Origin of the sequence: Microcoleus vaginatus FACHB-2002, from assembly GCF_040004035.1 — a bacterium.
Lineage (GTDB): Bacteria > Cyanobacteriota > Cyanobacteriia > Cyanobacteriales > Microcoleaceae > Microcoleus > Microcoleus vaginatus_C.
Map to the genome: position 1 here is coordinate 43,912 of NZ_JAMPLN010000028.1, position 13,894 is coordinate 57,805.

A 13,894-nucleotide genomic window follows, 5' to 3' on the forward strand; every position below is an offset into this window, starting at 1 on the left:
TATTTTTGCAAACAAAAAGTTATAGATTTATGAAAAAACTCACAATAATGTCGATCGCCCTACTAATTTTTGCAGCAACTCTCGAACTGCCGAAGGTGGGGCTGCAACTAAGTGCGATCGGGCAAATAGAAACACCCCAACCCATCCAAACACCCCAACCCCTCCCAACACCCCAACCCATCCCAACACCCCAAACAATCCCAACACCCCAACCCATCCCAACACCCCAACCACAAACACCCCAACAAATCCAAACACCCCAACAAATCCAAACACCCCCAATACAAACACCCCAACCAAAACCAGCCGACCCCAAAAACCTCGGCTACGTCTCCCCAGAATTTGCCGAAAATTTCTCCCAGCAACAAATCGACCAAATCAACGCCAACGTCGAAATGCTGCTGCTAACTCAAAGCTGCTCCCGCTGCGACCTCCGAGCCGTAAAATTAGTTAACCTTAACTTAAAAAATCCCATCCTTACAGGATCAGATTTATCAGATGCCAACCTCAGCGGTAGTCGCTTCGAGATCTCAGATTTTGTCAACACCAATCTAGCTCGCACAAACTTAAGCGGAGCCGAATTAGTAGGAGCGAGAATCAGCAACGCTAACCTCAGAAAAGCTAACTTGACAAAGACAAATCTAGACGGTGCAGACCTGCGATTTTCCGACTTGAGAGATGCCAATCTTTCCGATGCCAACCTCCGCAATGCTAATATAGATGGCGCTACTATCGATCGAGCAAGCATGGCCGGCACCACAATGCCAGACGGCAGGAAAAATCAATAATATAGCAGAAGGAAGTTCGGCAACGGATTCGCTCGACGGATGTAACGGATGTAACGGATGTCAGTCCGATGTCCGTCGGAAGAAGGAAGAAGGAAGAAGGAAAATGCCTCGTTTCCTGGGCGATTGAAATCGCTTATTGTCAAACTTTTGTCCGCCTACGGGGACTGACTACAAGTTTTTTGATTCCTTGTTCCCAGGCTGTGCCTGGGAATAAATATCTAGAGACTCTGCCTCGTTTCCTCGTTTCCTCGTTTCCCTCTTCCCTCTTCCCTCTTCCCTCTTCCTTCTTCCCTCTTCCTTCTTCCCTCTTCCTTCTGAATCAAACAGCCAAAAACCTCTGAATCACCTCATCACTTAACTCGCTAGTGCTTCCAGAAGCCACAATCCCGCCTTTTTGCATAGCATAATACCAGTCAGCTTGCCGCACAAAATGCAAATGTTGCTCCACCAACAAAACAGAAATTCCCCTAGTCGCAACCACACGGCGCACCGCAGCTTCAATATCTAAAATAATCGACGGCTGAATCCCCTCCGTAGGTTCATCCAAAACCAGCAACTGCGGCTCACCCATCAAAGCCCTAGCAATAGCTAACTGCTGCTGCTGTCCCCCGCTCAAATCACCTCCGAGGCGATCGAGCATAGTTTTCAAAACAGGAAATAAATCAAAAATTTCATCAGGAACTTCAGGATTTTTGATTTTGGTTGGTTTCGCTTCCAAACCTAACAATAAATTTTCTTTAACCGTCAAACGTGGAATAATTTCACGCCCTTGAGGCACATAACCAATTCCTAATCTAGCCCGCTGGTGAGTCAACTTAGAAACAATCGATTCTCCTCCAAAAGCAATAGTGCCACTGCGTGGTTGCAGCAACCCCATAATCGTTTTTAGCATAGTAGTTTTGCCAACACCATTGCGGCCGATTAAGCAAACCATTTGCCCCGCCATGACGCTTAAATCGACATCGCGCAAAATGTGACTTTCGCCGTAATAAACATTCAAATTAGAAACTTGTAGCATAGTTTTTAATTGGTAATTGGACCGGGAAATTAGTAGCAACTAACAAATAACTTCTTCCGCCTTCCGTCTTCCGTCTTCCTTCTTCCTTCTTCCGTCTTCCGTCTTCCTTCTTCCTTCCTCTTACTCTTCCGGTTTTCCCAAATATACCTCAATTACCCGATCGTCATTTTGCACCTCATCCATAGTCCCCTCACACAAAACCGAACCCTGATGCAACACCGTCACCTGCCGCGCAATTTGCCGCACAAACTCCATATCGTGTTCAATTACCAACACCGAATGACTTTCGGCCAACGAAATCAGCAACTCACCAGTTAACATCGTTTCCTCATCCGTCAAACCCGCCACAGGTTCATCTACCAACAACAAATCAGGAGATTGAGCCACCAACATTCCAATTTCCAACCATTGCTTTTCCCCGTGAGAAAGCAAACCCGCCGAAATATCAGCCTTAGCAACTAAACCAATTGTTTCTAACAAACCCGCAACCGTGCGTTTTTCAGCAGCCGAAGCAGGCTGGAACAAAGTCGAAAAAACATTTTTATGGCGGCTGCAAGACAATTCCAAATTTTCGCGTGGCGTTAAATTCAAGTAAACTCGTGGCGTCTGAAACTTTCGACCAATTCCCAAGCGCGAAATCCTATCTTCCGACAACTTGCGTAAATTTTGTCCCTTAAATAACACCCTGCCCTCTGTCGGCTGCACCTTCCCGGTAATTGAATCGAGAAAAGTTGTTTTCCCCGCACCATTGGGGCCAATAATAACTCGCAGTTCGCCCGCATCCATACTAAAATTTAAACCGTTTATGGCTTTAAAACCATCAAAACTAACAGTCAAGTTTTCTATTTCTAATACTTTTACATTCATAATTAGCAATTAACTCACTACACTAAGGGACAACAACCCATACCTTTTGTAGGTGCGGAAGGCAAATATCCTCCCTTATTAAGGAGACTTTCTCTCCTTCCCTGACACCATACTTACTACTTTTTGCTGGCAGTTTACTCTCAAGTAAAACTGCTAGAACTGCTCGACACTGGAGATGGAGCTGCAGCCATAATTCGCTCAGCTAACTTCGATAGCGGCAGACTTTGCAAATACACTTTTCCAGGCCCGGTTAGCTTGACTAAAAACAAGCCTTCGCCGCCAAATAGAGCATTTTTAAAGCCGCCCACAAACTGAATATCGTAATCTACAGTCGGCGCAAAAGCTACCAAACAACCAGTGTCCGCTCGCAACACTTCGCCAACTCCCAAATTTTTCTCAACTATTGTTCCTCCCGCATGAACAAAAGCTAGCCCGTCACCCTGCAACTTTTGCAGAATAAAGCCTTCTCCGCCAAAGAAACCTGCACCCAGCCGCTTGGTGAAAGCTACCTCAATTTCAATGCCGTTGGCCGCACAGAGAAATGAGTCTTTTTGACACAAAAACTTACCGCCAAGTTGGCCTAAATCTAGGGGAATTACTTTACCCGGATAGGGGGCGGCAAAAGCGACGCGGGCCTTACGATTTCCGGCGTTGACAAAGGTGGTAATGAAAAAACCCGCTCCTGTGAGCATCCGTTTGAAACCTTGAAATAAGCCCCCGCCTGTGGATGTTTGCATTTGGATGTCGCCTTCCATGTATGTCATGGTTCCAGCTTCAGCCCTGACGCCTTCTCTGGGGTCGAGTTCAATCTCGATGAGTTGCAAATCGTCGCCGTAGATTTTGTAGTCAATAATATCTGCCATATGTTGCCCCTCAAGTTAAAGAACGAAGCTACTTGCTACGGATATCTAAGTAGGTGGACATATATATTGCGTCTCCTCAGACCGAGATAAATGCAGCGTTTGCCAAGTCGATTGCGATTGCTTTGTTTGTCTGTTGTAGGTGACATTTATTTATGTCAGCATCCTTCTAAATTACACGATATTTTTGCACTCAATGTTCAAGTTCTTCTTTTTCGAGCTGCACTTGGGGGTCTTGTTCCAGGCTGGGGTAAGTAGATACGTACTTCGGTTTTCTGAACAAGCTGCGGATTTGGTCGAAACTTTGATCTTGCAGCCATCCGACTATGCCGTCGGGCAGGACTGTTACTACTATTAAGAATAGCGCACCTTGGAAAAATAGCCACACTTCGGGAAATTGCTCGCTCAAGAAACTCTTGCCAAAGTTGACTAGCAGCGCTCCTAATATTGCTCCAGATAATGTGGCGCGACCTCCCACTGCGACCCAGATTACCATTTCAATTGAAAAGGCAATATCCATTGCTTTTGGCGAAATAATTCCGGTTTGTACGGTAAATAATGCGCCTGCAATCCCGGCTAAACCGGCGGAAATTGCAAAGACTAAAACTTTGTAGCCTGTGGGATTGTAACCTGAGAAACGCAGGCGCACTTCGTCGTCGCGAATGGCTACTAGCAGGCGGCCGAAACGCCCGCTGGTCAGCCATCGGCAGAGGGCGTAAGTTGCTGCTAGAAATAGTATGGTGAGAATGTAGAAAATATATTGAGTATCTCGGTCATTGACTGTGGCTCCGAACAGGGTTTTAAAGTCGGTGAGTCCATTAGTGCCGTTAATCAGTTTTTGCTGACCGTTAAAGAAGTTGAAAAATACAATGGTTGCTGCTTGGGTAAGAATTGAAAAGTAAACGCCTCGAATTCGATTGCGGAATACTAAATAACCTAAAAGTGCACCCAAGAGGGCGGGGATGAGAACTACTGCTAATGCTGAGAAGGGAAATGAATAAAATGGTTGCCAAAACCAGGGGAGTTCGGTAACGCCGTAGAGGTTCATAAATTCTGGCAATTGACTGCTGGCGGTTGGGGGAATTTGCAGTTTTAGGTGCATGGCGAAGGCGTAGCCGCCGATCGCAAAAAACACCCCATGCCCTAAACTAAGTAAACCGGTGTATCCCCAAATCAAGTCTATGCCGAGGGCTGCAATTGCTAGTGCTAAAAATCGCCCCAATTGATTGAGCCGAACGTCGGGGAGTATTCCTGGGATGAGTAATATGAATGTAAGGGCGATCGCGCTGACAATTGCCGCTTCTTTTAGCCAGGGTTTTTGATGTGTTTTCTGCATTTTTCGCTACACTCGCAGTTGTAATTTTTAATTTTCTACCGTCCGCCCTTTTTGCGGGAAAATCCCTCCCGGCTTCACTTGCAGAAAAGCCATAATTAAGGCGAATACCATTACTTTTGCCATGCTGGTTGTGGCGAAAAATGTGAAGAAGTCGGCTAAAGGCTTGATAGGAGCGAACATTAATGCTAAGGTTCCCGAACCGATCAGGTAATTTGCAGTGCCGATCGCGATCGCAGCAACTACACTCCCCACAATCTTGCCGACACCGCCCACAACCACCACCATAAACGTATCGACTATATAATTTTGTCCGGTATTTGACCCTACCGAACCGATCAAACTAATCGCGCACCCAGCGACACCTGCCAACCCCGAACCCAAAGCAAAAGTCAGCGCGTCTACTTGTTCGGTAGGAATTCCCAAACACGCACTCATGCTGCGATTTTGGGTCACGGATCTAATCCGCAATCCCCACACAGACTTTTGCAAAAATAGGTAAATTCCCGCCAAACAAATTCCGGTCAAGAAAATAATAAAAATTCGGGCGTAGGGCAACTGAAAATTGCCCAGCGGTATCCCGCCCCGCAACCATTTCGGTGCAGTTACGTCCACATTTTGAGCACCAAACCAAGGTTGAGTTACGGCCAGTTTGTAAGTTTGCCCTAAAAAGGCGCTCACCGCCCAGGAAATACCCAAAGATAAAGGCAAAATTAGGGCGATAATTTTGCTGCGAATGCGATCGAAATCCCTGCGAGATTTCAGCACCCGCAAACCGCCAAAAAACAGCAAACAAAACACCGCAATCCCAATTACCAGCACCCAACTGACGCTGCGGACAAACTGCTGCAAAATTAAACTTACGCCCCAAGTTGCTAGCAAAGTTTCTAGCGGCCGCCCGTAAAGATAGCGAATCACTCCGCGTTCGAGAATTAATCCTACCAATGCAGCTACTAAAAAAGCTAAGGGAATCGCAAATAAAATATAGGTTTCAAAAGCAAACCCTCCCATACCTTTGAAGACATTTTGCACCACGAAAGTTGTATAAGCCCCCAGCATCATCAACTCACCATGAGCCATATTAATCACGCCCATCAGCCCGAAAATAATCGCTAGTCCCAGGGCTGCAATTAGTAAAACTGCGCCGATGCTAATGCCGTTAAATAAACCATCTAATATCGCCACTTTTGTTACTCCTGCATCAAGTGGGTTAACTTTGTTCGCCGATAATTCGGGGCGGATATTACCCCCTTGGTGTCAACTTAGAACTAAAACCCTCTGTATATTTCGCTTGTAGCCGAGTCTCGATCCCCCTAAATCCCCCTTAATAAGGGGGACTTTGAAGAGTCCAGTTCCCCCTGATTAAGGGAGTAAGGATTGACGAAAGAATGCTCTTACTCCCCCCTTATTAAGGGGGGCCGGGGGGGATCTCCGGGTTTAAAGACACGCCCTAGGGGCAATCGAAGATACGCTGCCAACGTTAACAAAATTGGTATTACCTACTTATCAAGCTTGGAATTTGCCACCTTTTGCGGGGTCTGACCAATCGCAAGAAAAGCCTTTTGTTTCAGCGACAAATTGATTCCAAGGCACGGGTTTCACTGCTGCTGGTGTAGCAAAAGCGATGTTAAACAAACCGTCTTCTCTCACTTCGCCCAACCGCACAAATTTAGAAAGGTGATGGTTAACATCCATCGTTACTGTGCCCCCTGGCGCGTCAAAAGTTTGACCCAAAGCTGCTGCCCGCACTTTTTCCAAATCGTCGGCTGTCCCAGCTTTTTCGACGGCTTGCTTCCACAGGTAAACCATGATGTAAGCTGCTTCCATCGGGTCGTTAGTCACTCTATCGTTGCCGTATTTTGCTTTGAAAGCTTGCACAAATTTTGTATTAGCAGGAGATTCCACAGTCATGAAGTAATTCCAGGCGGCGTAATGACCTTTAAGATATTCTACGCCGATCGCCTTTACTTCTTCTTCGGCAATACTGACAGACATTGACGGATATTTGTCCGGCCCCAAACCTGCACCCTGCAACTGTTTGAAAAATGCTACGTTGCTGTCGCCGTTGAGAGAATTGAAAATGACGCCACCGTCTGGCAAAGCTGCCTTAATTTTAGTAATAATTGGCGTGACTTCTGTCCCGCCCAAAGGAATGTAATCTTCCCCAACTAATTCGCCGCCTTTGGCTGCTAGCTGTGCCTTGATAATGGTATTTGCCGTGCGGGGGAAAACGTAGTCAGACCCGACTAAGAAGAATTTTTTCCCTTTATTTTCTAGCAGCCAGTCCACTGCTGGTTCGATTTGTTGGTTCGGGGCAGCCCCAGTATAAAAGATATTCTTGGAACACTCTTGACCCTCGTATTGTACGGGATACCAGAGCATATGATTTTTTTCTTCAAATACTGGCAATACTGCTTTGCGGCTGGCGGATGTCCAACAGCCGAAGACGGCGACAACTTTATCTTGGTCGATCAATTTTTTGGCTTTTTCGGCAAAAGTCGGCCAGTCTGAGTTGCCATCTTCTATTACTGCTTCGATTTGTTTTCCGAGGACACCCCCAGCTTTATTAATTTCTTCGATCGCTAATTGTTCGGCATCGACAACGCTTTTTTCACTGATTGACATCGTGCCGCTCAAGGAATGCAAAATTCCTACTTTGATCGTGTTTCCGCCCCCGGCTGCTGCTGGTGTAGTTCCTGTTGATGTGGGAGAAGCGGCGGGAGTTGCTGTTGGAGTTGGAGTTCTACAAGCTTTGAGAAATAAACTTGATGTTAGGGTAGCAGAACTGTATAAAATAAATTTCCGCCGATTGAATCGCTTTGTCATTTTTTCTTGTTACTCTTGAATAGATGAGTCAGATGATTGAGAATAATAACACATAGCGACTTGATATTAAGACTCTCTTAATAAGATAGTTGTATTTTTGGATACAAAATTTATTATTAAGTAAATTAAAGTTTAAGGAGAATTTTCAACAATTTACAGTACAGCCTCTCAAAATGGTGGCGATCGCACTGCGCTTTGAGTACGATCGGACTTGTGTAAATCACCCTGATTGTCGAATAACAACTTATTTGTGGCTTTAACAAATTAATGCCGTCTGACTACGATGAGCTGAAGTCCTTGCTATCTAAGGATTAGAGCAGCTTTTCTCACACCGAAATTACAGCACTCACTTGAACAGGCTCGTTGTCGCTATTTAAACTTTGGACAACTTCTGTGTCGCTTCTTAAAAAACGAGACTTGCAAAAATTACGGCAGCGTCTAACAAATTAAGCTTGATTGTTTGAAAAAACAGCTTAAAATGTTGATTAGACAATCAAACTCCTTTTCATGCGTGCTGGTAATAGGAGATTGTACTCGATCGAGTTCCGTTGAGGCGATCGCTCCCTTCAAAGCCATTGCAGGAAAGCCAGACGCTTTTTGGCGCGAGTACCCTCGATCAAATCTCCGAAAGCATCCCGATAACCTACCTCCCACCGTAGAATACTCCTAAGTTTTGGCGTCGCCAGGGCTGCAACTCTCAACGCCGATCGCGTTTACATTGGCGTCAACGCTTTAGACTATTCGGTCTATCGAGACTGTCGCCCCGATTATATTCAAGCCATGCAAGAAGTATTGCGGTTAGGGACAAAACAAGGGAGAGAAGGCGAAGCAATTTCTATCTCAACACCGCTGATTGAGCTAAACAAGACAGAAATCATTAAATTAGGCAATAATTGGAGAGTGCCTTCGGAAAAAACTTAGTCTTGTGACGCCGACGGTGAAGTTACTTGTGGCGTTTGCGATTCATGTCAGTTACCACGGGCAGCGTTTAAGGAGTTAGGTTTACAAGATCCGCTGCCTTACGCTCCCAACCCAAACACCGATCAATAAAAATTTTCTGAAAAATTTTGCCACACTGAAGTTTAACCCATCGATAATCTATTTTAATGAAAGCTTCTGCCAAATAGCTTATAATAGTTATGCTGTTTTCAAGTGCCACTAAAACTCCTAAAAATTATGAAGCGGCGGCATTTTGTTGGATTCTCCCTATTGTTTGTAGGAAGCTGTTCTACAACAGTAAATCAATCTACTCGCAGTTCTTCCAATTTGACTGTAAGTGAACCAGAAACCCTTGAATTTGCCGTAACTGATGTTAAAGGAGCAAAAGATTTGCAGCAAAATTATCAAGCATTTGGGACTGTTCTTGGAGAAGTTTTAAAGAAAAAAATTGAATTGTTCCCAGTAGATAACTATATAGCCGCAGCCGTAGCTCTCCAGTCTGGTCAGCTAAAATTAGCTCTAACAGGGCCATCTGAATATGTGATTATGCGGGCTCGGACAAATGCTGTTCCCATCATTGCGATCACCCGCCCCGACTATCACTCACTTATTCTTGTTCGTGCCAATAGCGAGATTAAGTCAGCAGCACAGTTGAAAGGTAAAACAATAGCTATGTGGGAAATAGGTGCAACTGGTGGTCATCTAGGGCCGATTAAAATTCTCCTGGATGCTGGCTTAAATCCCCAAACAGACATCAAAATCTTAATGTTGGGAAAAAAGGGCTTGCAGGCTCTTAAAAAAGACCAAGTTGATGCCTTAGCTATTGGTTTAAATAGATACAAAGATTTGCTCAAAATAGACGGTTTAGCGACCAAGGATTTTCGGAGTATTGCCACAGGACAACCCTTACCTAGTGACTTGTTTGTTGCTAGCAGCAATCTACCTAATACTCTTGTTGAAAAAATCCGCGATCGCTTGGTAGAAAATCAAGACAAGCTAATTGAAGCCATTTTACTTGGGAAAGCTAATGATAAGTATCAAGGAGCTAAACTGGTGCCAGCAAACGACAGTGATTATAACATGATTCGTGAAGCTTATAAAGCCATTGGTCAGGGTAATGTATTTTAAGGTTAAATTTTTTATGTAATACCGAATTTGTAGTACAGCTTTAGTCCTTAATCCCTAAACTATAGGGAATATAGCCCCTACTACGAATAAGAGACTTTATTTATGTGCATTTACTAATAAAATTCTTAAAATTTAGCTCAGGTTGCTAGTATGCAAAAATTTGAACAGGGAGAAAATGGCGCGGTAAAATTCCCCAATCTTACCCTAAATAGACGGCAAAATAAAGCCGCTGTCACAGAAGGCGATACGGAAGGCGATCGCGACCTCAAAAATTATATCAAAAAAACTCCCTTGACTGCCATTAACCGCTTCATTTCTGGCTTAAGCATTGCCAAAAAAATTGCTTATGGCTACTCGCTAGCAATTGGAATAGCCGTACTAGGAACCACAGGGGGAATGCTCTGTGGAGACTATTACCAAAAACAAGCTTTCCAAGCTCTAACCTTCGCTGATGAGCAACAACATTTGCTCAGGGATTTAGAATATTCCGTGCAAGCAGTGCAGTCACATCCCAAACGCTTAATCTCAGTTTTGGGAGATTCAATCTGGTTTGAATATGAAACTGCTAAGTTCTTGAAAGATGTGGATGTAGTCAAAAAACATATTGCAGAACTAGCTTTTTTTACGGAAGAATATTCCACAGAATTAGCAGTTAATTCTTCTGAATTAAAGGAACTGTTAAACGGTTACACAACTGCGACAGATTCGTATTCTCAATTGCTCAAATCTTTTTGGCAAGAAATAGCTCCCTCCTCACTAAAACCAGAGGAAGTTAAAGATGCACAGCAGCAAGTATTGGATTTAATTAGAGGGGAGAAAGCAGTTAAGCTCGATGTGAAGTTTGAGCGGCTGTCAGAGAGTTTGAGCTTGATGACACAAGTAGCTAAAGCACAGCAGGGACAAGCTTACATTAATTTTAATAGAGCTGAGGAATTGCGAGTGCAAATCATCGTAGTGAGTATGTTAGTGTCAGCCGCGATCGCTATTTTTCTAGCCATCTGTACCAGCCGCGCGATCGCCCTTCCTCTCCAAGCAGTAACCACCGTAGCTAAAACTATTACTCAACAAGCAAATTTTGATTTGCAAGTACCTGTCACCACAGAAGATGAAGTGGGCACCTTAGCTAAATCCATTAATCAATTAGTTCAATGGGTAGCAGAATACACCCATGAATTAGAGCTAGCTCGCCAAAGCTTGGAAGAGCGAGTAGAAGAAAGAACAGAAGAACTTACAGCAGCACTTTACCAACTTAAGCACACCCAAACCCAGTTAATTCAAACCGAAAAAATGTCAAGTTTAGGGCAGATGGTGGCAGGGGTAGCCCATGAAATAAACAACCCTGTTAACTTTATTCACGGCAACCTAGAATACGCCAACCAGTATATTATAGATTTGCTAAAGTTAATTCGTCTCTATCAGCAGGAATACCCGCAACCGACAGAGGCGATCGCAGAAGAAATCGCAGAGATAGAACTAGACTTTCTCACAGAGGATTTACTAAAACTGCTTGAATCTATGAAAATAGGTTCAGAACGCATCCGGCAAATAGTTTTGTCTTTGCGAAACTTCTCTCGCTTAGATGAAGCTCAGATGAAATTAGTTGATATCCATGAAGGCATTGACAATACACTATTAATTTTGAACAGTCGCCTCAAGCCTGGAATTGAAGTTGTCAAAAAGTATGGGCAATTGCCCGAAATAGAGTGTTATCCAGCGCAGCTCAATCAAGTATTTATGAATATTATAGTAAATGCGATAGATGCACTCGAAGAGTCAGGGGATAACTATAAAAAAAGTAAAATTCCTCAGATTTTAATTCAGACGCAAAAGTTAGACGGGAGCCAAATTTTGGTGCGAATTTGCGATAACGGCCCTGGCATTTCACCCGCAATTCAAAGTAAGTTATTTGACCCATTTTTCACAACTAAAGAACCAGGAAAAGGCACTGGTATTGGCCTGGCAATTTGCTACCAGATTGTGGAAAAACATCGGGGGAAAATAGAGGTAATTTCATCTTTGGGAGCGGGAGCAGAGTTTGCGATCGCACTTCCGGCCTCCTCTCAAACTTGAAGCTAGATATTGTCTATAACGACAAATAATTTCTTATTTTACATATATTCGACATATGGAGAATAGCGGACTCGAACCGCTGGCCTCTGCGGTGCGATCGCAGCGCTCTACCAACTGAGCTAATTCCCCTGATTGAGTTTTAATTTAGCATTTTAGATGCCGGATTGCCGAATCTAAAAGGCTTACAGGTCTTGCTTGCTCTCACGTTCGCAGACCGTCACTTACACTAGCACGTAACTGCTAAAAAGGTCAAGTGTTTTCCGCAGCCGGCTCAGTGGGGGCGATCGAGCAAAGTGCGGCCACTCTGTCCAACTCTACATCAGCAAAATAGTCCACCGTCCAATTAGCTTGGCGCTGAATCATGTGAAACGGGTAAGTGTGAGTCACACCCGCTACCTGAATCCCCGCTTTTTTCGCTGCTTCAATCCCCGCAAAAGTATCTTCTAGCGCCAAACACTCGATCGGTTGCAGGTTAAAGTCGGGATATTTCTGGTTGAGAAGTTCCACAGCCAATAAATAGCAATCCGGTGCTGGTTTGCTCGCCGTCAAGTCGTCGCCTGCGACAATTAACTCAAAGTTTGCTGCCAAACCGGCCCGATCTAACACCAATTCTATATCCGATCGCATTGCCCCGCTAACTACGGCCATTTTCAGTCCGGCGACCCGAATTTTATCAATAAATTCTGCCAAACCGGGATAAATCGGCAGTTTCTCCAAAGTATCTATTTGAGCTTTGTAAGCTTCTGCCTTGCGCTGCAGCAGTCGATCGAGGTATGTTTCTGTCAGAAATCGTCCCCGGCGCTCTAGCAGTGCGGTAATGCAAGCGCGATTGCTTTTTCCCAAACAAACTTCTCGAACCTCCCCACGTTTGAGCTGGAGATTTTCATCGAGCATCAATTGATCGATTATTTTCTCGTGAATTGGCTCGTCATTAACAATCACGCCATTAAAATCAAATAAAACTGCTTTTAGAGTCATTAGTCATGAGTCATTAGTCATTAGTTTGCTAACAGTTAACCATTAACAGGCAACAGTTAATAGATCAAGCAGGAGCTGGAATGCCCGGTAAATCGCCATCAAAATCAGGAGTTCGATCGTCCACATTCCACCCCCTTGCCACTCGCATCTGTTCCAAATCTTCCCCCGGCAAAGGTTTCACGCCCTGCGTCACCTGATTTGTCCACCAGTGTTCGTGAGTTTGCACCGCCGCGAATCCAGCCGCCCCCGCCCAAGCATCGAGGCTGCCCGCGGCGTAAGACTTAATATAAGGCTCCTCAAAGATATCAGTCAGCCACTCTGTCTGCCGCAAAGTTTTTTGATTTCCATCCAAAATTGCCACTTGTCCCCCAACCTTCAGCAGTCGGAAGCTTTCTCGCAAAATTGCCCGCGATACAGCAGGCGGCGTCTCGTGAAACAGCAAGGAAGCTGCGACTAAATCGAAGCTGCCATCGCCAAAGGCAACGCTTTCGGCATTTCCGTGCAACCACTGGATATTTAAGCCGGCTTTTTGCGCTTTCATGTCGGCAACTACCAGCATATAAGGCGACAAGTCCAAGCCGACAACTTCCGCTTGTGGAAAGGCTTGCTTGAGCATGAGCGTTGTCGAACCGGTGCCGCATCCCAAATCGATGATTCGGCGCGGTTTCACCCGCACAGCGTCAATTAAGCCTTGCCTGACGACTGTTTCGTGGGGAGGCAAAACATATTGCGTGATTGGATCGTAGGAAACGGCGGCACTGGGGTTGAGGTAGCCGCGTTTAATGCCGTGAAAGTTTTGGCTGCTGTAATATTCGGGATAAACTAAGTCGGGTTGTCGGTAGCGATCGCCCGCTGTTTCCCAGTCGATACCTTCGTAGAGTCGTTTCAGTGCTTGTTCGTCGATCGCCAGTCGCATCAGGGGCGACAAAAAGCGCTCGAAAATTGTATCCTTGCCAACAGCCATAAAACACCTTTACCAAAAACTCTTCTAATTTTAGCCAACGGCCGTCAACTTAGCATTAATTAAAACTGTTTAGTCCCTCTTCCCTCTTCCCTCTATCCCTTACCTCCGTTAAAAACTCCGTGG

11 protein-coding genes, 1 tRNA gene and 1 pseudogene are annotated in these 13,894 nt (G+C 44.9%); 4 read left to right on the forward strand and 9 right to left on the reverse strand.

Translation table 11 applies throughout. From position 1 onward, the window contains the following. Window positions 1-29 precede the first annotated feature (29 nt). Complete coding sequence (locus NDI35_RS21580; protein ID WP_445314520.1) at window positions 30-788, forward strand: pentapeptide repeat-containing protein; 759 nt, start codon at window positions 30-32, stop codon at window positions 786-788. Window positions 789-1,107: 319 nt separating this feature from the next. Here NDI35_RS21580 and urtE read toward each other — a convergent pair whose 3' ends face one another. The 6 genes from urtE to urtA all read right to left on the reverse strand — a co-directional run bounded on the left by urtE (window position 1,108) and on the right by urtA (window position 7,692). Next, on the reverse strand, window positions 1,108-1,806 hold the full coding sequence (gene urtE / locus NDI35_RS21585; protein ID WP_333230271.1) for an urea ABC transporter ATP-binding subunit UrtE: 699 nt from the start codon (window positions 1,804-1,806) through the stop codon (window positions 1,108-1,110). A 120-nt stretch (window positions 1,807-1,926) separates the two neighbouring features. Next, complete coding sequence (gene urtD / locus NDI35_RS21590; protein ID WP_445314521.1) at window positions 1,927-2,673, reverse strand: urea ABC transporter ATP-binding protein UrtD; 747 nt, start codon at window positions 2,671-2,673, stop codon at window positions 1,927-1,929. A 140-nt stretch (window positions 2,674-2,813) separates the two neighbouring features. Then, the gene (locus tag NDI35_RS21595) at window positions 2,814-3,536 is read right to left on the reverse strand and encodes a TIGR00266 family protein (RefSeq protein ID WP_445314522.1); all 723 of its coding nucleotides are present in this window, start codon (window positions 3,534-3,536) and stop codon (window positions 2,814-2,816) included. A gap of 190 nt (window positions 3,537-3,726) precedes the next feature. Next, a complete protein-coding gene (gene urtC, locus NDI35_RS21600; protein WP_445314523.1) occupies window positions 3,727-4,869 on the reverse strand; it encodes an urea ABC transporter permease subunit UrtC in 1,143 nt (380 codons plus the stop codon). A gap of 27 nt (window positions 4,870-4,896) precedes the next feature. After that, window positions 4,897-6,051 carry an ABC transporter permease subunit gene (locus tag NDI35_RS21605; protein ID WP_445314524.1) on the reverse strand — a complete coding sequence of 385 codons (1,155 nt, stop codon included), beginning with the start codon at window positions 6,049-6,051 and terminating at the stop codon, window positions 4,897-4,899. A 321-nt stretch (window positions 6,052-6,372) separates the two neighbouring features. Beyond that, a complete protein-coding gene (urtA, locus tag NDI35_RS21610; protein ID WP_445314525.1) occupies window positions 6,373-7,692 on the reverse strand; it encodes an urea ABC transporter substrate-binding protein in 1,320 nt (439 codons plus the stop codon). A gap of 608 nt (window positions 7,693-8,300) precedes the next feature. On the opposite strand from urtA, the pseudogene NDI35_RS21615 reads away from it, so the two are divergent. The 3 genes and pseudogenes from NDI35_RS21615 to NDI35_RS21625 form a co-directional block, all read left to right on the forward strand. Next, window positions 8,301-8,742, forward strand: a pseudogene (locus NDI35_RS21615) (7-cyano-7-deazaguanine synthase); the annotation flags it as partial. Window positions 8,743-8,844: 102 nt separating this feature from the next. Continuing rightward, window positions 8,845-9,759, forward strand: a complete 915-nt coding sequence (locus NDI35_RS21620) for a phosphate/phosphite/phosphonate ABC transporter substrate-binding protein (RefSeq protein ID WP_445314526.1) — start codon at window positions 8,845-8,847, stop codon at window positions 9,757-9,759. Window positions 9,760-9,909: 150 nt separating this feature from the next. Further along, window positions 9,910-11,829, forward strand: coding sequence for a sensor histidine kinase (locus NDI35_RS21625; protein WP_445314527.1), 1,920 nt, complete (start codon window positions 9,910-9,912; stop codon window positions 11,827-11,829). Between the two features lie 56 nt (window positions 11,830-11,885). Here NDI35_RS21625 and NDI35_RS21630 read toward each other — a convergent pair. The 3 genes from NDI35_RS21630 to NDI35_RS21640 all read right to left on the reverse strand — a co-directional run bounded on the left by NDI35_RS21630 (window position 11,886) and on the right by NDI35_RS21640 (window position 13,771). Next, window positions 11,886-11,958, reverse strand: a tRNA-Ala gene (locus NDI35_RS21630). Between the two features lie 120 nt (window positions 11,959-12,078). Then, a complete protein-coding gene (locus tag NDI35_RS21635; RefSeq protein ID WP_445314528.1) occupies window positions 12,079-12,807 on the reverse strand; it encodes an HAD family hydrolase in 729 nt (242 codons plus the stop codon). A gap of 64 nt (window positions 12,808-12,871) precedes the next feature. Next, window positions 12,872-13,771: a class I SAM-dependent methyltransferase gene (locus NDI35_RS21640; protein ID WP_445314529.1), complete on the reverse strand. Its 900-nt coding sequence runs from the start codon at window positions 13,769-13,771 to the stop codon at window positions 12,872-12,874. Window positions 13,772-13,894 lie beyond the last annotated feature (123 nt).